Source organism: Salinicola halophyticus, assembly GCF_003206695.1.
Lineage (GTDB): Bacteria > Pseudomonadota > Gammaproteobacteria > Pseudomonadales > Halomonadaceae > Salinicola > Salinicola halophyticus.
In genome coordinates, this window is sequence record NZ_PZJN01000006.1 from 174,411 (window position 1) to 199,093 (window position 24,683).

General features: G+C 63.8%; 23 protein-coding genes. 8 read left to right on the forward strand and 15 right to left on the reverse strand.

Features of this window, described 5'->3' with window-relative positions; translation table 11 throughout:
• Positions 1 to 12 precede the first annotated feature (12 nt).
• From tatC to DOM58_RS08715, 13 genes are all read right to left on the reverse strand, one after another.
• Positions 13 to 786, reverse strand: coding sequence for a twin-arginine translocase subunit TatC (gene tatC / locus DOM58_RS08655; protein ID WP_075561106.1), 774 nt, complete (start codon positions 784 to 786; stop codon positions 13 to 15).
• A complete protein-coding gene (tatB, locus tag DOM58_RS08660; RefSeq protein WP_075561107.1) occupies positions 783 to 1,262 on the reverse strand; it encodes a Sec-independent protein translocase protein TatB in 480 nt (159 codons plus the stop codon). The genes tatC and tatB overlap by 4 nt, the downstream gene beginning before the upstream one ends.
• A gap of 5 nt (positions 1,263 to 1,267) precedes the next feature.
• A complete protein-coding gene (gene tatA / locus DOM58_RS08665) occupies positions 1,268 to 1,546 on the reverse strand; it encodes a Sec-independent protein translocase subunit TatA (protein WP_075561108.1) in 279 nt (92 codons plus the stop codon).
• A 39-nt stretch (positions 1,547 to 1,585) separates the two neighbouring features.
• On the reverse strand, positions 1,586 to 1,927 hold the full coding sequence (locus tag DOM58_RS08670) for a phosphoribosyl-ATP diphosphatase (RefSeq protein WP_075561109.1): 342 nt from the start codon (positions 1,925 to 1,927) through the stop codon (positions 1,586 to 1,588).
• Positions 1,928 to 2,035: 108 nt separating this feature from the next.
• Positions 2,036 to 3,658, reverse strand: coding sequence for a ubiquinone biosynthesis regulatory protein kinase UbiB (gene ubiB / locus DOM58_RS08675; RefSeq protein ID WP_075561110.1), 1,623 nt, complete (start codon positions 3,656 to 3,658; stop codon positions 2,036 to 2,038).
• Positions 3,655 to 4,278, reverse strand: a complete 624-nt coding sequence (locus DOM58_RS08680) for a ubiquinone biosynthesis accessory factor UbiJ (RefSeq protein ID WP_110692519.1) — start codon at positions 4,276 to 4,278, stop codon at positions 3,655 to 3,657. Before DOM58_RS08680 ends, ubiB begins: the two co-directional genes overlap by 4 nt.
• Before the next feature lie 13 nt (positions 4,279 to 4,291).
• Positions 4,292 to 5,038 (reverse strand): bifunctional demethylmenaquinone methyltransferase/2-methoxy-6-polyprenyl-1,4-benzoquinol methylase UbiE, encoded by a 747-nt coding sequence (gene ubiE, locus DOM58_RS08685; protein WP_110657012.1) that lies wholly within the window; start codon positions 5,036 to 5,038, stop codon positions 4,292 to 4,294.
• 306 nt (positions 5,039 to 5,344) lie between these two features.
• Positions 5,345 to 5,728: a gamma-butyrobetaine hydroxylase family protein gene (locus tag DOM58_RS08690; RefSeq protein WP_110692520.1), complete on the reverse strand. Its 384-nt coding sequence runs from the start codon at positions 5,726 to 5,728 to the stop codon at positions 5,345 to 5,347.
• A 106-nt stretch (positions 5,729 to 5,834) separates the two neighbouring features.
• Positions 5,835 to 7,151: an ATP-dependent protease ATPase subunit HslU gene (gene hslU / locus DOM58_RS08695; protein WP_075561160.1), complete on the reverse strand. Its 1,317-nt coding sequence runs from the start codon at positions 7,149 to 7,151 to the stop codon at positions 5,835 to 5,837.
• Between the two features lie 118 nt (positions 7,152 to 7,269).
• A complete protein-coding gene (hslV, locus tag DOM58_RS08700) occupies positions 7,270 to 7,788 on the reverse strand; it encodes an ATP-dependent protease subunit HslV (protein WP_075561114.1) in 519 nt (172 codons plus the stop codon).
• A 383-nt stretch (positions 7,789 to 8,171) separates the two neighbouring features.
• Positions 8,172 to 8,879, reverse strand: coding sequence for an SPOR domain-containing protein (locus tag DOM58_RS08705; protein WP_075561116.1), 708 nt, complete (start codon positions 8,877 to 8,879; stop codon positions 8,172 to 8,174).
• A gap of 3 nt (positions 8,880 to 8,882) precedes the next feature.
• Positions 8,883 to 10,568: an arginine--tRNA ligase gene (gene argS, locus DOM58_RS08710; protein ID WP_110692521.1), complete on the reverse strand. Its 1,686-nt coding sequence runs from the start codon at positions 10,566 to 10,568 to the stop codon at positions 8,883 to 8,885.
• A 237-nt stretch (positions 10,569 to 10,805) separates the two neighbouring features.
• On the reverse strand, positions 10,806 to 13,049 hold the full coding sequence (locus tag DOM58_RS08715) for a primosomal protein N' (protein ID WP_188113811.1): 2,244 nt from the start codon (positions 13,047 to 13,049) through the stop codon (positions 10,806 to 10,808).
• 247 nt (positions 13,050 to 13,296) lie between these two features.
• On the opposite strand from DOM58_RS08715, the gene rpmE reads away from it, so the two are divergent.
• The gene (gene rpmE, locus DOM58_RS08720; protein ID WP_075561118.1) at positions 13,297 to 13,521 is read left to right on the forward strand and encodes a 50S ribosomal protein L31; all 225 of its coding nucleotides are present in this window, start codon (positions 13,297 to 13,299) and stop codon (positions 13,519 to 13,521) included.
• A gap of 320 nt (positions 13,522 to 13,841) precedes the next feature.
• Positions 13,842 to 15,113: a malic enzyme-like NAD(P)-binding protein gene (locus tag DOM58_RS08725; RefSeq protein ID WP_110692522.1), complete on the forward strand. Its 1,272-nt coding sequence runs from the start codon at positions 13,842 to 13,844 to the stop codon at positions 15,111 to 15,113.
• A gap of 315 nt (positions 15,114 to 15,428) precedes the next feature.
• Here DOM58_RS08725 and DOM58_RS08730 read toward each other — a convergent pair whose 3' ends face one another.
• Positions 15,429 to 16,211 (reverse strand): DUF481 domain-containing protein, encoded by a 783-nt coding sequence (locus tag DOM58_RS08730; RefSeq protein WP_075561120.1) that lies wholly within the window; start codon positions 16,209 to 16,211, stop codon positions 15,429 to 15,431.
• A 160-nt stretch (positions 16,212 to 16,371) separates the two neighbouring features.
• Positions 16,372 to 18,894 carry a penicillin-binding protein 1A gene (locus DOM58_RS08735; RefSeq protein WP_110692523.1) on the reverse strand — a complete coding sequence of 841 codons (2,523 nt, stop codon included), beginning with the start codon at positions 18,892 to 18,894 and terminating at the stop codon, positions 16,372 to 16,374.
• Positions 18,895 to 19,129: 235 nt separating this feature from the next.
• Here DOM58_RS08735 and pilM point away from each other — a divergent pair, with 235 nt between their 5' ends.
• From pilM to aroK, 6 genes are read left to right on the forward strand one after another with little or no spacing between them, the layout of a single operon-like run.
• The gene (gene pilM / locus DOM58_RS08740) at positions 19,130 to 20,185 is read left to right on the forward strand and encodes a type IV pilus assembly protein PilM (protein ID WP_425353391.1); all 1,056 of its coding nucleotides are present in this window, start codon (positions 19,130 to 19,132) and stop codon (positions 20,183 to 20,185) included.
• Entirely contained in the window at positions 20,182 to 20,751 is a 570-nt protein-coding gene (locus tag DOM58_RS08745) for a PilN domain-containing protein (protein ID WP_110692525.1), read from the forward strand. The genes pilM and DOM58_RS08745 overlap by 4 nt, the downstream gene beginning before the upstream one ends.
• Entirely contained in the window at positions 20,748 to 21,434 is a 687-nt protein-coding gene (locus DOM58_RS08750; RefSeq protein WP_110692526.1) for a type IV pilus inner membrane component PilO, read from the forward strand. Before DOM58_RS08745 ends, DOM58_RS08750 begins: the two co-directional genes overlap by 4 nt.
• Positions 21,431 to 22,003 (forward strand): pilus assembly protein PilP, encoded by a 573-nt coding sequence (locus tag DOM58_RS08755; protein WP_110692527.1) that lies wholly within the window; start codon positions 21,431 to 21,433, stop codon positions 22,001 to 22,003. The genes DOM58_RS08750 and DOM58_RS08755 overlap by 4 nt, the downstream gene beginning before the upstream one ends.
• Complete coding sequence (locus DOM58_RS08760) at positions 22,000 to 24,111, forward strand: type IV pilus secretin PilQ (protein ID WP_342588587.1); 2,112 nt, start codon at positions 22,000 to 22,002, stop codon at positions 24,109 to 24,111. The genes DOM58_RS08755 and DOM58_RS08760 overlap by 4 nt, the downstream gene beginning before the upstream one ends.
• Positions 24,111 to 24,671: a shikimate kinase AroK gene (gene aroK, locus DOM58_RS08765; protein WP_075561127.1), complete on the forward strand. Its 561-nt coding sequence runs from the start codon at positions 24,111 to 24,113 to the stop codon at positions 24,669 to 24,671. The genes DOM58_RS08760 and aroK overlap by 1 nt, the downstream gene beginning before the upstream one ends.
• Positions 24,672 to 24,683: the final 12 nt, after the last annotated feature.

The following is a 24,683-nucleotide window of genomic DNA, read 5'->3' on the forward strand; positions in this document are numbered from 1 at the left end:
CGCGCAGAGGCGTCAATCCGCGGGATCGGGCTCGTCGTGCCGGCGGCGCTGGACGATGCGCCCGAAGATGATCCCGACTTCGAACAGCAGCCACATGGGCACGGCCAGCAAGCTCTGCGAAATGATGTCCGGCGGGGTGAGCAGCATGCCGATGATGAAGCAGATCAGGATCACGTAGGGCCGTTTCTTGCTCAGGCTCGCGACATCGGTGATCCCGGTCCAGATGACCAGGAAAGTGGCGATGGGAATTTCGAACGCCACGCCGAAGGCGAAGAACATCTTCAACACGAAATTGAGATAGGCGTTGATATCGGTCATCACCGTGACGTCCTGCGGCCCGGTATGCACGAAGAAGCTGAACAGCAGCGGGAACACCACGTAGTAGGCGAATGCCGCTCCGCCGTAGAACAGCAGGATACTCGAGGCGAGTAGCGGAAACGCCAACGCTTTCTCGTGCTTGTAGAGCCCCGGCGCGATGAACGCCCAGGCCTGGTAGAGAATGAACGGAATTGCCGCGAAGACGGCAACCACCATGGTCAACTTGAACGGCGCCAGAAAGGGCGAGGTGACCTCGGTGGCGATCATCTTCGACCCCACCGGCAGCAGAGCCACCAGCGGGTCGGCAACGAAACGGTAGATGTCGTTGGAAAAGGCGTAGAGACCGATGAAGATCACCACGACGATGATCACCGCCTTGAGCAGGCGCGAGCGCAACTCGATCAGATGCTCGATCAAGGGGGCCTGCGACTGCTGTTCTTCTGGCGGTGGTGTGGAGGCGTCGCTCATCGAGAAGCCGAATCCTTGTCCGCGGGAGAAGAGGTGGCGTCGTCGGGCCGGGTTTCCGGCGCCGCTGGGCGATCGTCACGCGAAGACGATGCGGCGGAATCGGGTTCCGTGCCCCGGTCATGACTATCGGGAGTGGCGGACGGCGGCGTCGAAACGGACGGCGGCGTCGAAGCGGGCGGCGGCGTCGAAGTGCGGGAATCACCGGGCTTCACGGTATCTCCAAGGCTCGCTTCGAAGCCGCGGCGTGCCTGATTGACGCCTTCGTCGAGCTTCTTCTGCTGCTCGGCCAGCTTCTGGCGCAGCTCCTCGGCTTCGAGCTGGGAGGTGATTTCCCGCTGCATTGTCGAGACGCTGCGCTTGATGCGGCCGACCCACAGGCCGGCCGTGCGTGCAGCCTTAGGAAGGCGCTCGGGTCCGAGTACCAGCAGGCCGACGATGCCGATCAGTAACAGCTCGAAGAAACCGATATCGAACATAGGGGTTACTGGCGCCCGGCCTTGTCGCTGGACGACGATTTGGTCTCGCCGGGGCGATTATCGAAGTTGACGTCGTGAGTCGTTTTCGAGTTCTCGTCCTCGGCATGGTTGATGCTGTGCTGCGTCGTGCTCTCTTTCTTGTCGTCGTCATCGATGGCTTTCTTGAAGCCTTTGACGGCGCCGCCCAGATCGCTGCCGACGTTGCGCAGTTTCTTGGTACCGAAAATCAGGATGATGATCCCGAGAACGATCAACAACTGCCAGATACTGATCCCACCCAGCATGACTTTCTCCTTACCGGTGCGCCGTGGCGCGATGTTGATTCAGGCATCCTGCCGACGCGAGGCTTTTTCGTCCAGTCCCGAAACATTGAACCGTCGCGCCAGCTCCGCGAGCACCTCGCGATGATCGATGTCGAGATGCGACAGCATGACCAGACTATGAAACCACAGATCGGCGACCTCACCGACCAGATCCTGGCGACTCCGAGCATCATCTACCTCGACATCCTTGGCGGCAAGCAGCGTTTCCGTGGCTTCTTCGCCAATCTTTTCCAGAATCTTGTTGAGGCCACGCTGATGCAGCTGCGCGACGTAGGAGCTGTCCGGGTCCGCGCTGCGACGGGCGTCGAGCACCGCCGCCAGTTGCTCGAGAGTATCACTCATCAGATGACATTCCTGCTTTAGGGCAAGTTCAACCGGGCGTAGGGCGCCCGGTGCTCATTCGGCGCCCCGGTGCTCGACGATTTCGGACATCGGGTCATGATCATACACTCAGCGCCAGGCCAGCAGCACTATCCCCAGGCCGGCCGCGACCAGTACCGGCCACGGCTGCTGTTCCGCCCACGTCAGCATCGGCTGCCACGCCAGCGCCACGGCCAGCAGAACGGCGCCGAGGCGCAGGCGTCTGGCGCGAGGCGCGGCTCGCTGGAAACGGGCTTCGAGGCCCGTCAGCGCCTCGGTCTGCTGGCGGTTGAGCCGACGCTGCTGTTCGCGATCGGAGAGCGCCTGATAAGCGAGCACCGGCAGCTCCGGAATCTGGTGAGCCAGCTCGGGGGCGTGTTTCTGCAGGGCTTTCCAGAATCCCTTGGGTCCGGCGCGCTCGCGCATCCAGCGTTCGAGATAGGGTCTGGCGGTGCTCCACAGATCCAGGTCCGGATAGAGCTGACGACCCAGGCCCTCGATATTGAGCAGCGTCTTCTGCAGCAGGACCAGCTGCGGCTGGACCTCCATGTTGAAGCGGCGAGCCGTCTGGAACAGGCCCAGCAGCACCTGGCCGAAAGAGATGTCCTTGAGCGGCTTCTCCAGAATCGGCTCGCAGACGGCACGAATCGCCGAGGCGAACTCGTTGGCGCGGGTGCCTTCGCCGACCCAGCCGGATTCGATGTGCAGCACCGCGACCTCGTAATAGTCCTGACGGAAGAAGGCCAGCAGGTTCCGCGCCAGATAGTCCTGATCCTCGCGGGTCAGGCTGCCGACGATGCCGCAGTCGATGGCGATGTAGCGGGGCTCGGTGGGGTTTTCCCGCGAGACGAAGATATTGCCGGGGTGCATGTCGGCATGGAAGAAGTTGTCGCGGAAGACCTGGGTGAAGAAGATCTCCACGCCGCGCTCGGCCAGCTTCTTGAGATCGGTACCCTGGGCGCGCAGGGCGTCGATATCGGCCACGGGAATGCCGTTGATGCGCTCCTGGACCATCACCTGACGGTGGGTCAGCGACCAGTGAATGGCCGGCACGTAGAGCAGCGGCGAACTCAGGAAGTTGCGCTTGAGCTGCGAGGTGTTGGCGGCTTCCTTGTTGAGATCGAGCTCGTCGAACAGGGTCGCCTCGTAGTCCTTGATCACCTCGACCGGACGCAGGCGGCGCGCCTCGGGGATTCTGCGCATCAGACGCGCGAAGGTGTACAGCAGCCCGATGTCTTCGCGCATGATGCGGTCGATGCCGGGGCGGATGATCTTGACCACCACCTGCTCGCCGCTATGCAGCTCGGCGGCGTGGACCTGGGCGATCGATGCCGAAGCCATGGGCTCGGTCTCGAACGCGGCGAAGGCTTCTTCGACGGTCTTGCCGAGCTCGACCTCGACCATGGCGCGGGCGGTCTCGCCGGGGAAAGGCGGCACCTGATCCTGAAGCCGCTTGAGTTCGTCGGCGATATCCGGTGGCAGCAGATCGCGGCGGGTCGACAGCATCTGGCCGAACTTGACGAAGATAGGCCCGAGTGACTCCAGTGCCAGGCGCAATCGCTTGCCACGGGAGTGGTCGCCGATCGGAATCAGACGGACGGGCGCGAAGCGCCATAGCCAGCGGATGACAGGCGGCAGCTTCTCCTGGGGAACCAGACTGTCGAGACGATAGCGCGAGATGGTCCAGGCAATGCGAAATAGCCGCAGGCTCATGAACGAGACTCCTGGCGGCGTTGCAATCGAGCGATTCGGGCGCCGAGGCGATCGACGTTCTGCTGGAGCTCGGTCAAGTGGTCGCGGGCAACGGCGAGCTGGTCGCGCCCGGTCAGCCAGCGCCGCTCCTCGAACAGATAGTCGCGCATGTCCTGGTGCCACTCGCTGGCCATGAAGCGGGTCTGCCGATCCAGATGATGAATGCCCGCGGCGACACCGTGTGCGGTATGGCTACCCAGCCCCTTGGCCAGCGCACCTTCCCAGTCGAGATCGAGATCCATGAACAGGGCCTGGATGGTCGGGAGGAGCGCTGTCTGGCCGGTGACCGGCAGCTGCCCGCTGAACAGTAGGCGCTCGAGCGAGTCGCCCGCCATCAGGCGCGTCATGGCGTGTCGGTTCAGGGTAATCTCGAGATCGTCCGTGTCCTGCCACTGCTGTGCCCGGCTCAAGGTGAGGCCCTCGGCATGGAATCCCACCCGCAACCCGAGGCGAGCGTCGGCAAGATTCAGCCGCAGGGTTTTACCGGCCAGCGCCGCCAGTCGTGCGGGTGCCGCCGGGTCGCGGCGTAACAACGTCGTCAGCGAACGCTCGAGGGCGACCAGGGCAAAGGTATCCAACATATGACGCCAGCCCTCAGAGCTTGATGCCGCGATGCAGCGCGACGATGCCGCCGGTCATGTTGGTATATTCGACACGTTCCAGCCCGGCCGCCTGCATCATGCCTTTCAGGGTTTCCTGATCGGGATGCATGCGGATCGATTCGGCCAGATAGCGGTAGCTGTCGGCGTCGTTGGCCACCAGCCGACCCATCTGCGGCAGCAGTCGAAACGAATACTGATCGTAGGCTTTCGACAGCAGGCCGTTGACCGGCTTGGAGAATTCCAGCACCAGCAGGCGTCCGCCCGGCTTGAGGACGCGAGTCATCGAGCGCAGCGCAGCGTCCTTGTCGGTGACATTGCGCAAACCGAAGGCGATGGTGATGCAGTGGAAGCTGTTATCGGGGAACGGCAGGCTTTCCGCATTGGCCTGCACGTATTTGACGTTGTCACCGACGCCGTGGTCGATCAGCTTGTCGCGGCCCACACGCAGCATCGACTCATTGATATCGGCCAGGACGACACGGCCCTGCGGTCCGACACGCTTGGCGAACTGACGCGTCAGGTCGCCGGTGCCGCCGGCGATATCGAGCACGCTGTGGCCGGGACGGACACCGCTGCGCTCGAGCGCGAGCTGTTTCCAGAAGCGATGGATGCCGAATGACATCAGGTCGTTCATGACGTCGTAGCGCGCGGCCACCGAATGAAAGACGTCGGCCACGCGGGCGGCCTTCTCGTCGACCGCGACCTTCTCATAGCCAAAGTCGGTCGTGCGCTTGTCCATGTGCTTTTCTCCGAGATGACGCGAGCGGCGATCGTTGCGCTTTATAAGCAATCGCTACGCTGTCGAGAGGATGTGCCGAGCGGTTCGAGTCGAGACCACTGTCGTCGATACCACTGCCGAACGGTTCGAGCCAGTGCCTAGCGATTCAAACCAGTGCCGCGCTCGAGACCGAAAAAACGATATGAGTCGACCGAGCCGAGCATCTTGGCGTCTGGCATTGTAGCGTCTGGTCGCAAACTTGTCTTTGCACATCACTGCCGGTCGTCGCGGAGAGCCAGCCGAGGCTCGACGATCCTAGAGCTCGCTTCAGACCTGATGAATCTGGATCACGCTGGCATCGCGCGAGGCGCCGGCGCGCTCCAGTCGGGCGAGATAATCGTCCCACCAGGCCTGGCGGTGAATTGCCATGTCGTAGAGATATTCCCAGGTGTAGAGCCCGGTATCGTGACCGTCGTCGAAGTGCAGCTTCAGCGCATAACGGCCGGTCTGAGAAATGTCGAGCAGCCCCACATGGCGCTTGCCGGTCTGCAGCACGGCTTCGCTGGGATGATGGCCCTGGACTTCCGCCGACGGCGAGTAGACGCGCAACAGCTCGATCGGCAGACGATAGGTCTGGCCGTCGGGATAGCCCAGTTCGAGCTCGCGCTCGCCCTTGTGATAGTGGACTCGGTTGGGAGTCGGCGCGGGCATGGAGAATTCTCCTGGATTCGACCGCGCCGGAGTCGGGGCGCGATAGAGAGCGGCTTCGAGCGCCACTTGCACTAGCAGCAAGTGGCGATCATCGTTGGCTCGCGGCTTAAAGAATATACCGCGACAGATCTTCGTCCACGGCCAGCTCGCCCAGTTTGTCGTTGACGTAGTCCGCATCGACGACCAGCGGGCTCTCGAAATCGCCACCCTGGAAGGAGGCTTCCTCGAGCAGGCGCTCCATCACCGTATGCAGACGGCGGGCGCCGATGTTCTCGGTGCCGTCGTTGACCTGCCAGGCGATCTCGGCGATCCGCGAGATACCGTCTTCGGTGAACTGCACCTCCAGCCCTTCGGTGCCGAGCAGCGCCTGATACTGCTTAGTCAGCGCCGCCGACGGCTCGGTCAGGATACGCTTGAAATCGTCCGGGCTTAGTGCGGTCAGCTCGACCCGGATCGGCAGGCGGCCCTGCAGTTCCGGAATCAGATCCGACGGCTTGGCGAGGTGGAAGGCGCCGGAGGCGATGAACAGGATGTGATCGGTACGCACCATGCCGTGCTTGGTGGAGACGGTGGAGCCCTCGATCAGCGGCAGCAGGTCGCGCTGCACGCCTTCGCGGGAGACGTCGCCACCGCTGCCGGACTCACCGCGCTTGGCGACCTTGTCGATCTCGTCGAGGAACACGATACCGTTCTGCTCGACCGCTTCCAGCGCGCGCTGCTTGATCTCTTCCTCGTTGACCAGCTTGGCGGCTTCCTCGTCCTGCAAGAGCTTCCAGGCATCCTTGACCGTCACGCGGCGGTTTTCGGACTTCTGCTTGCCCATGTTGGCGAACAGGCTCTGGAGCTGGTTGGTCATCTCCTCCATGCCCGGCGGGGTCATGATGTCGACGCCCTGGCTGGCCGGCGTCACCTCGATGTCGATCTCCTTGTCATCGAGCTGGCCTTCGCGCAGCTTCTTGCGAAACACCTGACGCGCCGATGAATCATCGCGGCCGGCGTCATATTCGCTGCCTCGAGGACGCGGCAGCAGCGCATCGAGGATTCGATCCTCGGCAGCGTCCTCGGCCTTGTGACGAACTTCGACCTTGGCCTGCTCGCGGACCATCTTGATCGCCATTTCCATCAGATCGCGAATGATCGATTCGACGTCGCGGCCGACGTAGCCCACCTCGGTGAACTTGGTAGCTTCGACCTTGAGGAACGGCGCGCCGGCGAGCTTGGCCAGACGCCGCGCGATCTCGGTCTTGCCGACGCCGGTCGGGCCGATCATCAGGATGTTCTTGGGCACGATCTCGCCGCGCATGTCCTCGTCGAGGCGCATCCGGCGCCAGCGGTTGCGCAGCGCCACGGCCACGGCACGCTTGGCATCGTGCTGGCCGATGATGTACTGGTCGAGCGAATGCACGATCTCGCGTGGGGTCATCGAAGACTGGGTCAGTGCCGGTGCGGCGCCGGCGCTTTCCTGACCGGCACCGTTCTGAGAAGGACTCTGGGACGGGGTGTTCGCAGATGTAGTGTTCGCAGACATGGAATCGGCCTCTTTACAGCTCTTCGAGCGTGATCTGGTGATTGGTGAAGACGCAGATGTCGGCGGCGATAGCGAGCGACTTCTCGGTGATCTCGCGGGCGCCGAGCTCGGTGTTCTCGAGCAGTGCCCGCGCCGAGGCCTGGGCGAAGTGACCGCCGGAGCCGATGGCGATGATGCCGCGCTCGGGTTCGACCACGTCGCCGTTACCGGTAATGATCAGCGACGCCGTCTTGTCGGCCACGGCCAGCATGGCTTCGAGACGACGCAGGGCACGGTCGGTGCGCCACTCTTTCGCCAGTTCGACAGCGGCCTTGGTCAGATGGCCCTGGTATTTTTCCAGCTGCGCTTCGAAGCGTTCGAACAGGGTAAAGGCATCGGCGGTACCTCCAGCGAAACCGGCCAGAACCTGACCGCGGTAGAGGCGGCGGACCTTGCTGGCGTTGCCTTTCATCACCGTGTTGCCCAGCGATACCTGGCCATCGCCAGCCAGGGCGACCTGATCGCCACGGCGCACGGATACGATTGTGGTCATGCAATTCACTCCCAATGGCGCGCCGCCAAACCTCATTGGCGGCGCCGAAAACGGGTGCGATCGCGGCGGCCGACAGGCTCTGGAGAGCGTGATCGGGACGAGGCGATGCAGCATGAACCATCAAGTGTGGGCGAGATGCGGGGAAATCAAGCCGATGACGAACGCCGACGGCCTCGAATGGGCGGCCGGCAAGGCGTGCCGGCCGTCGTGGTGTCCTGTGGCCACGCCTGATGGCGGGCCCGTCGGCCGAGCGAGCTATCGGCCAACGAGGCTGCAGGTATCGATGTTACCGCTGCCGTGCGGCAGGCGGATTTTTTGCCGACGTCGTGCTGAAGCGTCATCCCTGCAGGCGTTGAGTTTTGCAGGCGTGAGCTTTGCGGGCTTCAGTTCTGCAGGCGCAGCAGTAGCGGCTCGATGCCCTGGGTCACCATCAGGTCCTGAGCGCGTGACAGTTCGCGCTTGTCTTCGTAGGGGCCGACCTGAACACGGTGCCATAGCTGATCGCCATTGGCGCGCACGTCGGTGATCTTGGCCAGCAGGCCGAAGTCCTTGAGCCGGTTGGCAAGGCGTTCGGCATCGCCGAGATCGCGGAACGAGGCCGCCTGCAGGACGTAGCGGCCGCCGCTGGGCGTCGGCTGCTTGGTCTGATTCGCGGCATCGTCGGCCGCGGCTTCCTGGGTCGCCTTGGCCGATGGCTCCGGAGAGGCACTATCGCTGTTGGGGGCGATGACCTCGGTTTCCGGCAGCAGGGTGTAGAACTCGAACGTGGGCGTCGCCGGCTGCTGGGCGCCGCCGTCACCACTGTCAGTACCACCGCCTTCGGCGCTACCGGCGTTCTGGTCGCCACCACTGCTGGCTGTCTGATTGGACGTGGGCCGAGGCACGACCGCGGCCACCGGTTCGGGCGAAGAGCGATCCAGATACTGCGACAGGACGAAACCGGCGATCAGGCCGACAATGGCCCATAGCCACCCCGGGATTCCTCCGAGGCCACCGCCGCTTGACGGGCGTGATCGAGATTTCGTCGTCGCGCCTTTGGGGGGCGGACGGCTGGCGGTCGAGCGGCTGTTCTGAGCGGGTCGGCGTGCCATGTTCTACATCTCCTCCGGGGCGCTGACGCCGAGCAGCGCCAATCCATTACCGATGACCTGGCGAGTCGCCAGACCCAGGGCCAGGCGGGCGTTGCGCAGCTCGCCATCATCGACCATGACTTTCTGGGCGTTGTAGCAGGTGTGGAAATCGCTGGCGAGATCGGTCAGATACTGCGCGATCTGGTGCGGTTCGCGAGCGCGGGCGGCACGCTCGACAGTCTCCGGGTAGCGTGCCAGCCGGTTCATCAGCGCCTTCTCCTGGGGGGCGTCAAGACGCTCCAGATTGGCCATGGCGATCGCATGATCGAACGCCAGGCTGTCGCTTTCGGCCTTGCGCAGCACGCTGCAGACGCGGGCATGGGCGTACTGGATGTAGTAGACCGGGTTGTCGTTGGTCTGCGAACGCGCCAGATCGATATCGAACGTCATCTGGGAATCGGCGCGACGGGCGGCCAGAAAATAGCGCGTGGCGTCGCGGCCGACTTCGTCGATCAGATCACGCAGGGTGACGTAGCTGCCGGCGCGTTTGGAGAGCTTGACCTCGACGCCAGAGCGGGTCACCAGCACCATCTGGTGCAGCACGTAGTCCGGCCAGCCCTGGGGAATCCCGACTTCGAGGGCCTGCAGACCGGCCCGAACACGGGTTACGGTCGAATGGTGATCGGCCCCCTGTTCGTCGATGACGGTGGTGAAGCCGCGTTGCCACTTGTTGAAATGGTAGGCGACGTCGGGCACGAAATAGGTGTAGTCGCCGTCGCTCTTGCGCATCACGCGGTCTTTGTCGTCGCCGAAATCGGTGGTGCGAAGCCACAGTGCGCCGTCCGATTCGTAGGTGTGTCCGCCGGCGATGAGCGCCTCGACGGTCTCTTCGACCCGGCCCTCGGCATACAGCGAGGATTCGAGGAAGTAGACGTGGAATTCGACTCCGAATGCCTTGAGGTCGAGATCCTGCTCGCGACGCAGATAGGCCACGGCGAAGGCGCGAATGGCGTCGCCATCCTCCGGGTCGGCCTTGGCAGTGACCTCGCGGTCGTCGGCGGTAACGGTCTCTCCGGCCAGATAGGCCTTGGCGACATCGCCGATGTAGTCGCCACGATAGCCGTTCTCCGGCCAGCCTGCGTCGTCCGGCGTCAGACCCTGGACTCGAGCCTGGACCGAAAGCATCAGGTTGTTGATCTGGGCGCCGGCATCGTTGTAGTAGAACTCGCTGGTGACATCAAAGCCGGTCGCTTCCAGCAGGCGGCAGAGGCAGTCGCCGATGGCGGCGCCGCGGCCATGGCCGACATGGAGCGGCCCGGTGGGGTTGGCGGAGACGAACTCGACCTGAACTTTCTCCCCGGCGCCGATCATGCTGCGGCCGAAGGTGTCGCCCGCATCCAGGATCTGGCTGACGATGCCGGCGATGGCATCGGTGGCGGCGAAGAAATTGATGAACCCCGGGCCGGCGATTTCGGTCCGGCGGATGACGTCGTTGGCGGGCAGCGCCGCGACCAGCTTGTCGGCCAGGTCGCGGGGCTTGCCGCCGGCCGGCTTGGCGAGGACCAGTGCCAGATTGGTGGCGTAGTCGCCGTGGGCCTTGTCGCGGGTCGGGTCGACCTTGATCGAGGGACGCACGTCCGCCGGAAGATCGCCGGCCTGTTGCAGGGTGGCGACGGCGGCGTCGAGCAGTTGGGTAATCGTCTCTTTCATGGGCTACTTCGTCGTCGTGGGGCCAGGCGTGGGGCTCGCAGCCCGACCCGGCGCGGGGTTCCGCGGATCTGAACGCCGTGAACCTGCCGCCACGACGCTGGAAAAAGGCGGCCATTATCAGTGATTGCGCCAACGCTTTAAACCCTAACCAGCGAGCTTCGAGCTTCCAGCGTCGAGGTTGCAGAAAGAGATTGCGAACTTTCTGAGTTGGCGAGGATTGCTTTTGCGGCTGCGGCGTCAGCTCAAGGTCATCGGATCGATATCCAGCGACCAGCGAACCTTGCGTGATTTGCTGCTCTCCAGCCAGCCGACCAGCCAGGCGCCGGCTTCATGCAGGGCGCTGCGTTTTTCCGACGACAGCATCAGCTGCAGATGGTAACGGTTCTGACGTCGCTCCATCGGAGCGGGTACCGGGCCCAGGCAGTGTACGGAAGACCGTCGTTCGCCGAGCCACTCCCGCAGCGCCTCGCCGGCGGCCTCCGCGGCTTCGAGGGCGTCCTCCTCGCGGGTCGCCTCGAAGCGCGTCAGCGCCAAGTAACGGTAGGGCGGCAGGCCGGCCAGGCGTCGCTCCTCCAGCATCTGGTAGGCCAGGGCGTCGTAACCGCTATCGGCCAGCAGGCGCAGATTCGGATCATCGGGATGCAGCGTCTGAACCAGCACGCGGCCCGCGCGATCGGCGCGTCCGGCGCGTCCGGCGACCTGGACCAGCAACTGGGCGCTCTGCTCGAGGGCGCGAAAGTCGCTGGCGTAGAGGCCTGCATCGGCATTGACCACGACGACCAGCGTCACATGAGGTAGATGGTGGCCCTTGGCCAGCATCTGGGTGCCCACCAGTAGGCTCGGTTCGCCGCGCCGAATCTCGGTCAGAATCTGGTCGAACGCTTCCTTGCGCCGCGTGCTGTCGCGATCGATACGGTAGACCGGAATATCGGGGAACAGCGTGGTCAGGGTCTCTTCGCTGCGCTCGGTGCCGGCGCCGAGTGGCCTCAGGTCGGCACTGCCGCAGCCGGGGCAGGCGTCCGGCTGCGGGGTCTGGTGTTCGCAGTGATGACAGACCAGACGCGGGGGCTGGCGGTGCAGCGTCATGCGCGAATCGCAGTGGCGGCATTCGGCGATCCAGCCGCACTGGTGGCAGGCGAGCGAAGGCGAAAAACCGCGCCGGTTGATGAATACCAGCACCTGGCCTTCGGCTTTCAGCGCCTGGCGAATGGCATCGATAGCCGGTGGAACCAGGCCGCCCTGACGCAGGCGTCCGCGCAGGTCCACCAGCTCCAGTTTGGCCGGCGCGTGGCGGCTAGGGCGCTGGGTCAGTCGCAGGTGCCGATAGCGGCCGCTGCGGGCCTGGGCCAGCGTTTCGAGCGACGGTGTGGCGCTGCCCAGCAGAATCGGTACGCCATCGTGATGGGCCCTTGCGATGGCCAGGTCGCGGGCGTGATAGCGCAGCCCATCCTGCTGCTTGAACGAGCCGTCATGTTCCTCGTCGACGATGATCGCGCCGGGGCGCGCCAGCGGCGTGAAAATGGCCGAACGCGTACCGATGACGATCGGCGCGCGGCCGCTGCGGGCGGCTTCCCAGGCGTCGAGGCGTTCCATGTCGGTCAAGCCGGAGTGGAGCGCCACCACCGGCGCCCGAAAGCGCTTGCGGAAGCGCGACAGCGTCTGCGGCGTCAGGCCGATCTCCGGGACCAGAACCAGGGCCTGACGCCCTTGGCCGAGTACGCCCTCGATCAGTTGCAGGTAGACCTCCGTCTTGCCGCTGCCGGTAACCCCATGTAGCAGGCACGGATGAAAGCGGTCCAGACCTTCGTGCAGGGCGGCCAGCGCTGTGGCCTGTTCCCGGTTGAGCGGCAGCGACGGTTCGGCCAGCAGCGCGCCGGACCAGCCCTCGCTGGCGGTCAGGGGTTCCTCCGTGCGGATGATCAGTGCCTTGTCGAGCAGGCCTTGCAACTGAGCGCGCGTGTACCCCTGAGCCATGATGGCAGCGCTGACCATGCCGTGGCGATGCTGGGCCAGCAGCTGGATCAGTTCACGCTGGCGCGGTGCGCGTGCCAGCGCGTCCAGAGCGCTGGATTCGGTGGTGTTCAATTGCCAGCGCTCGCGAATTCTGGCTTCGCGTGGCCGCCCCTGGCGCAGCGGTCCGGGGAGCGCGTGATGCAGCGTATCGCCCAGCGAGTGCTGATAGTAGCGGGCGGTGAACTGGCACAGCCATAGCCAGTCCGAGGGTAGCGGCTCGTCGTCGAGGCGAGCGCTGATCGGTTTCAGCTGGTGTGCGGGCAGCTCGCTGTGCGCCGCGCACTCCATCACGATGCCGACCAGATGGCGTCGGCCAAACGGCACCTTGACGCGAATGCCGGCTCGCCAGCCCCCCGCGGGCGGCTGACCGGCGGGGCGATAGTCGAACAGGCGCCGAAGCGGAGTGGGAACGGCAACGCGAAGCACTTTGGGCGCCGGTGGCGGTGCTGTGCGGTCATCGGCGGGCATCGGGGAAGGGGCGGTCTGGGAAGAGCCTGCCTTGGAATCAGCCAATTGGCCTCCATGAAGAGTTCTGCTAAAATACGCCGCCTTCCGACGTAGGGCGCGTCTTTTATCCGGGGTGTCATCGTCTTCGAACGGTGTACTTCGGGATTCCAGGCGTTCCGGTCGCGCGGGAGTGAACCGCGATTCCCTATCCGTGTACGGTGCCTGGCGAGAGATCAGGTGGCGGTACACCGCAAAGCGAGGCTTCACGATGAAACAGTCTATTCATCCCGAATACAAGACAGTCACGGCGACCTGTTCCTGTGGCGCGACCCATTCGATCGGCACGACAGCGAGTGAAGATTTTCACGTCGACGTCTGCTCCGAGTGCCACCCGTTCTACACCGGCAAGCAGAAGCAGGCGACGACCGGTGGCCGCGTCGAGCGTTTCAACAAGCGCTTCGGTGCTGCTGTGCGACCGACCAAGAGCTCGTAATATCGGCATCGATCGGTTATCGGAAAGGCTCGCCATTATGGCGGGCTTTTTTGTGCCTGCTCGGCGGTTTTTAGCGTTAAAAGAAGTGGGGCGCATGACTTGGGTCGCTCCGGCCGCAGTGAGCGATAAGCAATGTTTTATGGCTGAAGGCTTAGGTATAAGTGTCGGCAAATGCATCGAAGTGGTTCAAACAGGCGCTTAAAATTCGTGAAAGTTTAAAAAGTGGTATAAGTTGTGTGGCCGATTGTTTTTCGATAATCTGATCCGACTTCGCGGCGAACGATGCCGAAAATACCCTCATTGCCTTTGGATAAGCCTTCATGAATGACGAGAAGAGACAGGCAGCGCTCGATTATCACGCCAAGCCCATTCCGGGCAAGTTGTCGGTCGAACTGACCAAGCCCACCGAGACTGCCAAGCATCTGGCCCTGGCCTACAGTCCCGGCGTAGCGGAACCGTGCCGGGAGATCGCTCGGGATCCCGAAAATGCCTATCTCTATACCGGCAAGGGCAATCTGGTGGCAGTGATTTCCGATGGCAGTGCCATTCTCGGCCTGGGTAACCTGGGGCCTTTGGCCAGCAAGCCGGTCATGGAAGGCAAGGGCGTGCTGTTCAAGCGTTTTGCCGGCATCAACTCCGTCGATATCGAAGTCGAGGCTGACTCTGCCCAGGCGTTCATCGATACCGTGGCCAGCATTGCCAACACCTGGGGCGGTATCAATCTGGAGGATATCAAGGCGCCGGAGTGCTTCGAGATCGAGGCCGCCCTCAAGACGCGTTGCAACATTCCGGTGTTCCATGACGATCAGCATGGCACGGCGATCGTGACCGCGGCCGGTCTGCTCAACGCGCTGGAGATCGCCGGCAAGACGTTGGAAAGCGCACGCATCGTCTGTCTTGGCGCCGGATCCGCCGCCATCGCCTGCATGAAACTGCTGATCGAATGCGGAGCCAGGGCCGAAAACGTCTTCATGCTGGATCGTAACGGCGTGATTCATAGCGGTCGCAGCGACCTCAACCCGTACAAGGCGCAGTTCGCCACCGAAACGCCGTTGCGTACGCTGGACGACGCGATCGAAGGCGCCGACGTTTTCGTGGGACTGTCCGGGCCGGATCTGTTCAAGCCCGAACAGCTCATGAAGATGGCCGCCAATCCGGTGGTCTTCGCCTGCTCCAATCCGGATCCGGAGATTCATCCCGACCTGGCGCGGGAAACCCGTAGCGACGTGATCATGGGAACGGGGCGTTCCGATTACCCCAACCAGGTCAACAACGTGCTCGGCTTCCCGTTCATCTTTCGCGGTGCCCTCGATGTCCGGGCCACGGCCATCAACGAGCGGATGAAAATCGCCGCCGTTCACGCGTTGAAGGATCTGGCCCGTGAGCCGGTGACGAAAGAGGTGCTGGATGCCTACGAGATCGATTCGCTGACGTTCGGCCGCGATTACATCCTTCCGACCCCGGTGGATTCGCGCCTGCTCGACAGGATTCCGGCGGCGGTGGCGCAGGCTGCGGTGGAGTCCGGGGTGGCCGGGAAGCCGTATCCCGCGCACTACCCGCTGAAGAGCGTCAAGGAGATCTACGGCAAGTAATCGCCGGTCTGACGGGTCAAGACGATGCTGCCCTCGGGGCGGCATCGTGCTTTTCAGCGGGCGTTATGTGGCGACCCGAAGCCGGCTTTTTACAGCGACCCGAAGCCGTCTTTTTATAGCGACCCGAAGCCGTCGCCCGATAGTCTTTTACCGCGACCCGAAGCCGGCTCTTTACAGCGACCCGAAGCCGTCGCCCGATAGTCTTTTACCGCGACCCCGGCCCGTCTCTTTACCGCGACCCGAAGCCGTCGCTCGATAGTCTTTTATAGCGACCCGGGGCCGGCTTCTTGCAGCGACTCGAGGTCGTCGCCGGGGCTACCAGCCGTAGAGAATCGAGACCGAGGTCGTGGTGTCGGTGCGTGCTTCTGCGCCCGGCGGCGGATGGGTGTTGCTTCTGACGTCGTAGGAGACGCGCAGAGCAAGGTGCGAGTTCAGCTGCGACGTGATCGACGAGAGTGAACGGGTGGTGACACTGATGTGAGTCGCTTCCGCCGACAGCTCCTGATCGAAGGAGATGTCGTCGCTGAAGTTGTAGGTGTAGTCCAGCGCCGCGTAGGCCAGCGCCAGATCGTCGCTGCTGCCGCCTTCGTAAGCGTCGTCATCGTCATCGTCACTGTCGTCGGCATAGACGTCATGACGATAGCCGGGGCCGGTTTCGGCCGAGAGCGTATGCGTCGGTCCGGTCAGGATCTGGCGGCCGTAACCCGCGATGGTGGTGAACTGCGAGTCATAGCCGCTGAAACGGTCGCGTTCCCAGCGCGCGAATCCGAACAGATAGTTGTTGTCCGCGAGCTCATAGCGTTCACGAGCGCCGATCAAGTAGCGTTCCGAGGTGGTGTTGTCATTGTCCTGGACACTGCGGGTCTCGGCCCGAAACGTATGCGTATTGCGCCCGGTCAGCCAGGTCAGCCGAGCCTTGGCGAGCAGGGTCTGGGTATTGGTGTTGCCGGTCAGCTTGGTATAGCCCAGCTCGACGTTGCCGCTGAAATTGGGCGCGTTTGCATCCGGCGCCGGTGGCGCATAGAAAAGCTCCGCGTGGGACGGTGACGCCATCAGGCAGGTGGTCAGTAGCCACCATCGGCAACTGGGCAGGGGCATGACTTTTCTCTCAGCGTCGCTGCGACGTCCTGTTGCGGTGAAGAGTGGATCCGAAGCCTCAAAGCCCTTGAATGAGCCCTGGCGCGAGTCCTGGGACGAAACAGTCGGGGCACGAACCCCGACTGGCTAGGTCTCGATCAACCAGATTTCGACCAATGTATCAGAAGATGGCTTCGTAGGTACCGGTGCCCTGAGACCCACTCTCGTCCTCGAGTTCCTGTTTGACGCCGCGCGGCTGATATTCGGGCAGATGATCCTTGCGGAAGATCTCGCTGATACCGCCGGACTGGTCGTCGTGTAGCCGTTTACCGGTATCCGGATCGATACGTACGGTCACGATGTCGTCCGGCGCTTCCGGAATCACTTCCGGTGTCCCTTTCAGGGCCGGACCCATGAACGCCTTCCAGATCGGCAGTGCCGCCTGGGCGCCGTATTCGGCCGTGGTGGTGTTGTCGTCCTTGCCGACCCACACGGTGGTCACGATCGAGTTGTTGAAGCCCGAGAACCAGGCATCGCGCTGATCGTTGGTGGTACCGGTCTTGCCGACGATGTCGCTGCGGTTGAGCGATAGCGCCCCGCGCCCGGTGCCATGCTCGATGACATCACGCAGGATGCTGCGCAGGATGTACAGCGCATCCGGTTCCACCACGCGAGGCGCGATGCGCCGCGGTTCGCCGTCGACTTCGGTCTGGGTGGCCCCGGGCGCGCAGTCGCGGCAGGCCACCAGCGGGTTGGCTTCCTCTACGACGGTGTTGTGGCTGCCCTGAGTGACCTTTTCGATATACCAGGGCGAGACCTGGAAGCCGCCGTTCGCCAGCACCGCGTAGGCATTGGCGATCTCCAGCGGTGTCAGCGAGGCGCTGCCCAGTGCCAACGAGAGGCCGTGGGGCAGGCGATCCCGCGAGAACCCGAAACGCTCGAGGAAGTTGAGCGCGTTGTCGAGCCCGAGTGATTGCAGCACGCGAATAGTCACAAGGTTACGCGAGGTGTAGAGCCCGACGCGGAGGCGAGTCGGCCCCTGGAACTGGCGCTCGGCGTTTTCCGGGCGCCAGTCGTCGCCGCTGAACTGCGACATCACCACCGGGGCGTCGTTGATGACGGTCGCCGCGGTCATGTCGCCTTCCTGGAGCGCCGCCAGATAGATGAAGGGCTTGAAGTTGGAGCCGACCTGGCGCTGGGCCTGGATCGCCCGATTGAACTTGCTGGCGGCGAAGCTGAACCCGCCCTGCAGCGCGTCGATCGCGCCGGTCTGCGGGTCGAGCACGACGATTGCCCCTTCCGCGCCAGGGCGTTGCGACAGACGCCAGTGGTCACCGTCTTTCATGATACGGACCAGATCGCCGCGGTCGGCGATGGCGGCGGCATTGGCGGGTTCGCCGCCGCGCCACTTCGCGCTCTTGTACTCGCGTGCCCATTTCAGGCCGTCCCATTCGAGGTCGATGATCTTGCCATCGGCGTCGAGCACCTGCATCTGCTTGCCATCAGTAGCGGTGACGATGGCGGGTTTGAGCGGGCCGTAGGCTGGCGTACGTTCGAGAACCTTGAGCCAGTTGCTGACATCGCCGTCGACGCCATCGATCTTGGCCTCGCTGCTCTGGGCTGCCTGACGGGCGGTCTCGATGACTTCGGGAGACTCAGACAGCTCCTCTTCCAGGCCTTGGCGTTCGGTACGATCCTGCGCCTCGACGAGACTTGGCGGAACGTCCTTCTCTTCCGGTCCGCGCCAGCCGTGACGGGTGTCATAGTCGATCAGCCCGTCGACCAGGGCGTCGCGCGCCTCGGCCTGCAGGCGGCTGTCGAGCGAAGTGGTGATGCGGATATTGTCGGTATAGGCCTTGTCGCCGAAGCGCTCGACCGCATAGGCGCGTGCCATCTCCGCGACATAGGGCGCATCGACTTCCGCCTGGGCGATGTGTCGGCTGGCGGTGATCGGCGCCTTGACGGCCTCATCGTAGGCGGCCTGATCGATCGAGCCGAGCTGGCGCATCCGGTAGAGAATCCAGTTGCGGCGGATCAGCGCCCGTTCCGGATTGGCCAGCGGGTTGAAGCTCGAAGGTGCCTTGGGTAGACCGGCGATCATCGCGTACTGGGGCAGGGTCAGGTCGGCCAGCGGCTTGCCATAATAGGTGTTGGCCGCGGCGGCGATGCCGTAGGAGCGATGACCCAGATAGATCTTGTTGACGTAGAGCTCGAGAATCTCTGGTTTGCTCAGAATCTGTTCCATCTGCAACGCCAGCAGAATTTCACGGATCTTGCGGGTGAAGGTCTGATCCAGTGTCAGCAGATAGTTCCTGGCAACCTGCATGGTGATCGTGCTGCCCCCGGACTGGATGTCGCCCGAAGAGGCGAGCTCGACCGCGGCGCGTAGAAGGCCTTTGGGATCGACGCCCGGGTGGTTGTAGAAATTGGCATCCTCGGCGGCCAGTAGCGCGTCGATCAGGGGCTTGGGAATTTCGTCGTAGCTGACCGGCATGCGGCGTTCCTCGCCGTACTCGCCGATCAGCTTGTCGTCTTTGGTATAGATGCGCAGCGGCGTCTGAAGCTCGTAGTTCTGGAGCTGACGCACGTCCGGCAGACCGGGGGCAAAGTAGAGCCCCGCGCCGACGACTGCCATTACCACGCTGGCGCAGACCGCCAGCAGTAGCCAGAACGCGGACGTCAGTAGGCGAGTAAAGAGCTTCATATAAAGGGATGATCCTTGACTGGTGGCGGTCCGGCCGCGTGCGTGCTCGCTATCCCTAGCGTCGGACATGATTCAGCATCGGGGCATTATATGGATGCGACAGAGCCGGGGCCAGTTTCGTCCGCGTCACTTCCTGCAAGCAAGACGAATTAGTGTAACGAAATGTCTCAAGTTGGTCGTCGGGCCGCCGTTAACTTCGATTAGGATTTTCGAGTTCCGGCGAGGTGAGACAGTGTTGCGCTTGAAAAGATCCTCTCAAGGATTGGTGGGAGTGGACATCACGTCCGCCACCGTCAAGTTGCTGGAGTTGGGGCGTCACGCCGGCGGCTTGAGAATCGACAGCTATGCGGTACGGCCGCTACGCGAAGGGGCTGTCGTCGAGCGGCGGATCCGCGACAAGAGCGAAGTCGTCGACGCATTGCAGCGGGCGGTAGAGCACGCGCAGCTGCGGTCTCGGCGTGCGGTGGTGGCCGTGCCCAACTCGGCCGCCATCACTCGGGTCGTGTCGTTTCCGGCATCGCTCAGTGACGATGACATCGAAGCGCGGATTCAGATGGAGTCCGACAAGCATATCCCGTTTCCGCTTAATGAAGTCGCCTTCGACTTTCAGCGCCTGGGGCGCCACCCTCGTTACGACGATCAGCAGGAGATCATGCTGGTCGCCTGCCGCCTGCAGGATATCGACACCCTGACCTCGACGCTGGACGCCGTGGGCCTAGAGGTGGTGGCGGTGGATGTCGAGGGTTTCGCGCTGGAGCGGGTCTGTCGGGCGCTGCAGGCTTCCCAGGACGACGAGGACGGCGGCAGTACCGCGCTGGTCGACATCGGCGCCAATCTTTGCGCGTTTCACGTGCTCAAGGGCGGACGGATCGTCTATAGCCGCGACAGTCTCTGCGGTGGGCGCCAGCTCACCGACGCCATCAGCCGGCACTACGACATGAGTTTCGATGAAGCCGGCCGAGCCAAGCGGCGCGGCGGGCTGCCCGACGACTATCGCCAGGCCGTGCTGTTGCCGTTCGTCGATACCCTGATCCAGCATATCGGCCGCTCGCTGCAGCTCTATTACACCTCGGCAGGCCAGCAGCAGGTCCGGCGGCTGATCCTGGCCGGCGGGTCGAGCGCATTGCCGGGCTTTGCCGAACGGCTGCGTGCTCAGAGTGGCCTGGAAGCCACGCTGGCCAACCCCTTTACTCATATGCGAATCGATTCCCGGTTGAACGTCGGTGCACTGGCCGCTGATGCGCCGGCGATGCTCACGGCCTGCGGCCTGGCGATGCGGGCGCTGTCATGACGATCGAGATCAACCTGCTGCCATGGCGAGAGCAGCGTCGTTTCCGCAGTACTCGGCGTTTCAAGCAGGGCCTGCTGCTGACGTTGCTGGTGGGGCTATTGGTCGGGTGGGGCATCGCCGAGTACGAGAAGTCTCAGGTGCGGGCGGGGCAGGCGCGTCTGGCGATGATCCAGCGCGACACGGAATCGCTGACCCGCGACATCCAGGCGATGCGCAATTATCGCGAGCTGCGAGAGCGGATGCTGAAACAGATCGATGTGATCGGCGAGCTGCAGTCGAGCCGTCCCTTGACCATCCGCGTTCTCGATCAGCTGACGGCGACCCTGGTCGATGGCGTTCACTACACCGAGCTGGACCGCAAGGGGAATCGGCTCGAGCTGAGTGGCATTGCGGCCTCGAATCGGCAGGTGTCCGATCAGATGCGAGCGCTGGACAACAGTGCCTCGTTCGAGGTCCCGCTGCTCTCGGACGTCCAGTCCGCCGAAGGGGGCGTCGTCGCCAAGCGCTTCCATCTGAGCGTCGACGAGCATCCGCTCGACCCGCCGAAGCCGGAGGCCGGGACATGAGCCGCCCGGTGCAGGCCCGCCTGCGTCCGAGCAACGTTCGAAACGCTGCCAGGGATCAATGGCGTCAGCTGCGCGAGCTGCAGTGGCGGGAACTCGACGTCAGGGAAGCGGGTACCTGGCCGGTCGGTCTGCAGGTGGTGATTGCCCTGCTGGTGCTGGTGGTATCGATCTGGATCGCGCAATGGCTGTTGGCGTCCACGCCACGGGAGACCCATCAGCGCTTGGCGGTGCAGGAGCAGCAAGCGCTGCAGCGCTACGAGACGCTGTCCTATCAGGCCGTCAATCTGCCGGCGATGAAAGCGCAGATGGGGGAGCTTCAGGCACGCATGCAGAGCGCACTCGAAATGTTGCCGAGCGATGCCGAAGTGCCGGCACTGCTGGACGCCATCAGCGACGCCGCGCGGGAGCAGCAGCTCGATATCGACAGCATCACTCTGCGTCCGGCAGTGACGCAGGATTTCTACATCGAACAGCCCTTCGATATTCAGGTGCGGGGTGATTTCCATCGGATCGCCGCGTTCCTGGCACGCGTGGCCGCGATGCCTCGCATCGTCACGCTCCACGATTTCACGTTGACGCCGGTGGAGGATCATCTTCGCCTGGCCATGCTGGCCAAGACCTATCGCTACCGTGAGGAATCCGATCCGGAAGGCGATCCCAAGAAGGGAGGGGGCAAACCGTGAGATCGAAATATTCGCGTCTCGCCGGCCTGATGGTCGGATTGTTCATCGGCGGTGGTCTGGCCGGTTGCGAGAGTGCCGATCTGGCGTCGCTGCAGGCCCATCTCGATACGCTGCGCCACAAGCCGCAGGGGCAGATTGCCTCGCTACCGGAAATGCCGGGGTATCTGAGCGCAAGCTACGACCAGGGCAGTCAACGGAGTCCGTTCGTGGCCGAGCAGGTCGCCGAGCCCGGGCCCGAGGAGACCGCGCCGCTGCCGGATGCCGAGCGTCCCCGCCAGCCGCTGGAAGCCTTCGAGCTCGACAGCCTGAGCCTGGTCGGCACGCTCACCGTGGGCAAGACCCCCTCGGCTCTGGTTGCCGCGCCGGATGGGCGAGTTCATCGGCTCTTCCGGGGAAATTATCTGGGTCGCGACTACGGCCGCATCGTCAGCGTCGAGCCACGGGGTCTGACTCTGGTCGAGACCGTGCGCGATTCCGCAGGAGGCTGGACCGAACGTCGCCAGCAGCTGGAAATGGCCAAACAGGAATCCGACGGTGCCAGCCGACGGCAAAGTAACAGGGGAACATGATGACTCGTCGAGGGCGTTTCGCCGCGTGCGTGGCACTACTGACATTGTGGGGGCTGGCGCTCTCTGCCGGGGCGGCACTGGCGCAGACGCAAGCATTGGCGACGCCGACGCTGACGGCGATGACGTTTACCGACCGCGGCGCCGGACGTCTGGATGTCGGGCTGAATTTCGTCGGGGGGTTGCCGGAGATTCGCGGTTATCGCACCGACTCCCCGCCGCGATTGGCGCTGGATCTGCTGCAGGCTCAGAGTGGTCTGTCGCAGTCGACGTTTGCCGTCGGCAGTGGTGGCGTCGATTCCGTGCGAGTGCTGGGCGCGGGCGGGCGCACACGGCTGGTGTTCGATCTGACCTCGCCCACCGGCTATCGGCTCGAGCAGCGCGACGGCAAGATCGTCGTCCATCTGGGCGATGACGCCGACATCGCCACGGGTACCGTCGGTGAGACGCGCCCGGACGGCGCGGCCAACGGGGGAGCTTCGGCGACGAGCGCTGCCGAACCCGAAGTGACCTCGATCGACTTCCGTCGGGGCACGAATGGCGGCGGGCAGTTGCAGCTGGCGCTCAATCGCGCCGGCGTGGCGGCCGAAGTCTCAGGCCAGGGGCGTCAGGTGTCGGTCACGCTGCCCGGTGTTTCGTTGCCCGACGATCAATATCAGACGCTGGATGTCGGCGATTTCGGTACCGCCGTGCAGCGCATCGTGCCTCGTCGCGGGTCGGATGGCATCACCTTCGATATCACCGCCTCCGAGGCGGTGGAACCGCTGGTGACCCAGAATGGACGCCGTTTCACCGTCGAGTTGGCTCCCGCCGGCAGCCTCGAGCGGCCCGAGACGGAGCAGCGACCCAGTTATAATGGCCACCGCATCTCCCTCGATTTCCAGGACATTCCGGTTCGCGACGTGCTGTCGATCATTGCCGAGGAGTCCGGGCTCAACGTGGTCGCCAGCGACGGCGTGCAGGGCAACGTGACCCTCAACCTGACCGACGTGCCCTGGGACCAGGCGCTCGATCTGGTGCTGCGCAACCACGGCCTGTCGTCGCGACGGGAAGGCAACGTGATGATGGTGGCACCGACCGGTGAACTGGCCAGTCTGCAGCGTCAGACGCTGGAGACCCGCGAGCAGTCGCAACAGCTGGCCCCGCTGACCACCGAGTTTCTGCAGATCCGTTACGCCAAGGCCGATACGCTGGCGGCCTTGCTGCAAGGCGGCGAGGGCGCCGGGATGATGTCCGAGCGTGGTCGCGTCAGCGTCGACCCGCGCACCAATACGCTGATTCTGCAGGACACCCGTGACCAGCTCGACGCCATCCGCCGGACCGTCGATCACCTCGACGTGCCGGTGCGTCAGGTCCAGATCGAAGCCCGAATCGTGATCGCGAGAGACAGCGCGACCCGCGAGCTCGGCGTCAACTGGGGGTTGTCAGGCAATGGCGGGCGCCACTTCGATCTCGGTGGCGCGGCCGATGGCAATGCCTCGACGGTGCCCACGACGTCGGACGATCCGGCCTCCTATGGCGGCGGGCTGGCGGTCGATCTGGGCAATGCGACCAATCCCGCCAGTGCGTTCAGCTTCGGCTATCTTTCCGGCGACGTGTTGATCGACCTGGAGCTTCGGGCGCTGGAGAGCGAGGGCAAGAGCCAGACGATCTCCCAGCCCAAGGTAATCACCGCCAATCAGCGCACCGCGGTGATCAAGCAGGGCCAGGAGGTGCCGTATCAGGAGGCGTCGTCCAGCGGGGCGACCACCACCGAGTTCAAGGAGGCGGTACTGTCGCTGGAGGTGACGCCGCAGATCACGCCGGACGACCGCATCATCATGGATCTGCGGGTCAATAACGATGATATTTCCGATACGCGTTACGATGGCGCGCCGGCCATCGACACCAACGAGATCCAGACTCAGGTGCTGGTCAACAACGGTGAGACCGTGGTGCTGGGCGGCATTCTGACCTCCGAGCAGTTGCGTACGCTGTTCAAGACGCCGTTCCTGGGTGACATCCCGGTGCTCGGCAATCTGTTCCGCTATACCCAGGAAAGCAACGAGAAGGTAGAATTGCTGGTATTCATTACGCCCAAGATCATCGAGGACGGACTGGCCATTCGCTGATGCGGTCGCTTCCCAATCTTTTCCTGGTCGGCCCCATGGGGGCCGGCAAGAGTACAATCGGCCGCCTCCTGGCGGCCGAATTGCAGCGCGAATTCCTCGATAGCGACCATCAGATTGAAGGCCGCTGCGGGGCGAATATCCCGTGGATTTTCGATGTCGAGGGCGAGCAGGGCTTTCGCGATCGCGAGACCGCGATGATCGACGAGATCAGCCAGCGCAGCGAGATCGTCCTGGCGACGGGTGGCGGTGCGATCATGCGCGAGGTCAACCGTCAGCTGCTGCGCGAGCGGGGCACGGTGATCTATCTGGCCACGACCGTCGAGCAGCAGATTCGGCGCACCTCGCGGGATCGCAACCGGCCGTTGCTGCAGACCGCCAATCCCGAGCAGGTATTGCGCGATCTGTTCGCGATCCGCGATCCGCTCTATCGTGCCACCGCCGATATCATCGTACGTACCGATCGGCGAGGACCCCGCAGCGTGGTGGGGGATATCCTGCGCCGGGTCTCGCGGCTGGCGGAACCGCTTGGCGCTTCGGTCTCGCTTTCGCAACACAGGTAATGTCTCTCTCAT

Coding starts and splice junctions, on each gene's coding strand:
- ubiE (WP_110657012.1), bottom strand. CDS start 5,038: ATGGACAAGCGCACGACCGACTTTGGCTATGAGAAGGTCGCGGTCGAC.
- tatC (WP_075561106.1), bottom strand. CDS start 786: ATGAGCGACGCCTCCACACCACCGCCAGAAGAACAGCAGTCGCAGGCC.
- DOM58_RS08745 (WP_110692525.1), top strand. CDS start 20,182: ATGACGATCGAGATCAACCTGCTGCCATGGCGAGAGCAGCGTCGTTTC.
- DOM58_RS08670 (WP_075561109.1), bottom strand. CDS start 1,927: ATGAGTGATACTCTCGAGCAACTGGCGGCGGTGCTCGACGCCCGTCGC.
- rpmE (WP_075561118.1), top strand. CDS start 13,297: ATGAAACAGTCTATTCATCCCGAATACAAGACAGTCACGGCGACCTGT.
- ubiB (WP_075561110.1), bottom strand. CDS start 3,658: ATGAGCCTGCGGCTATTTCGCATTGCCTGGACCATCTCGCGCTATCGT.
- DOM58_RS08750 (WP_110692526.1), top strand. CDS start 20,748: ATGAGCCGCCCGGTGCAGGCCCGCCTGCGTCCGAGCAACGTTCGAAAC.
- aroK (WP_075561127.1), top strand. CDS start 24,111: ATGCGGTCGCTTCCCAATCTTTTCCTGGTCGGCCCCATGGGGGCCGGC.
- DOM58_RS08760 (WP_342588587.1), top strand. CDS start 22,000: ATGATGACTCGTCGAGGGCGTTTCGCCGCGTGCGTGGCACTACTGACA.
- DOM58_RS08705 (WP_075561116.1), bottom strand. CDS start 8,879: ATGGCACGCCGACCCGCTCAGAACAGCCGCTCGACCGCCAGCCGTCCG.
- DOM58_RS08735 (WP_110692523.1), bottom strand. CDS start 18,894: ATGAAGCTCTTTACTCGCCTACTGACGTCCGCGTTCTGGCTACTGCTG.
- DOM58_RS08730 (WP_075561120.1), bottom strand. CDS start 16,211: ATGCCCCTGCCCAGTTGCCGATGGTGGCTACTGACCACCTGCCTGATG.
- hslU (WP_075561160.1), bottom strand. CDS start 7,151: ATGACCCCACGCGAGATCGTGCATTCGCTCGACCAGTACATCATCGGC.
- DOM58_RS08680 (WP_110692519.1), bottom strand. CDS start 4,278: ATGTTGGATACCTTTGCCCTGGTCGCCCTCGAGCGTTCGCTGACGACG.
- hslV (WP_075561114.1), bottom strand. CDS start 7,788: ATGACCACAATCGTATCCGTGCGCCGTGGCGATCAGGTCGCCCTGGCT.
- argS (WP_110692521.1), bottom strand. CDS start 10,568: ATGAAAGAGACGATTACCCAACTGCTCGACGCCGCCGTCGCCACCCTG.
- DOM58_RS08690 (WP_110692520.1), bottom strand. CDS start 5,728: ATGCCCGCGCCGACTCCCAACCGAGTCCACTATCACAAGGGCGAGCGC.
- tatA (WP_075561108.1), bottom strand. CDS start 1,546: ATGCTGGGTGGGATCAGTATCTGGCAGTTGTTGATCGTTCTCGGGATC.
- DOM58_RS08715 (WP_188113811.1), bottom strand. CDS start 13,049: ATGCCCGCCGATGACCGCACAGCACCGCCACCGGCGCCCAAAGTGCTT.
- DOM58_RS08725 (WP_110692522.1), top strand. CDS start 13,842: ATGAATGACGAGAAGAGACAGGCAGCGCTCGATTATCACGCCAAGCCC.
- tatB (WP_075561107.1), bottom strand. CDS start 1,262: ATGTTCGATATCGGTTTCTTCGAGCTGTTACTGATCGGCATCGTCGGC.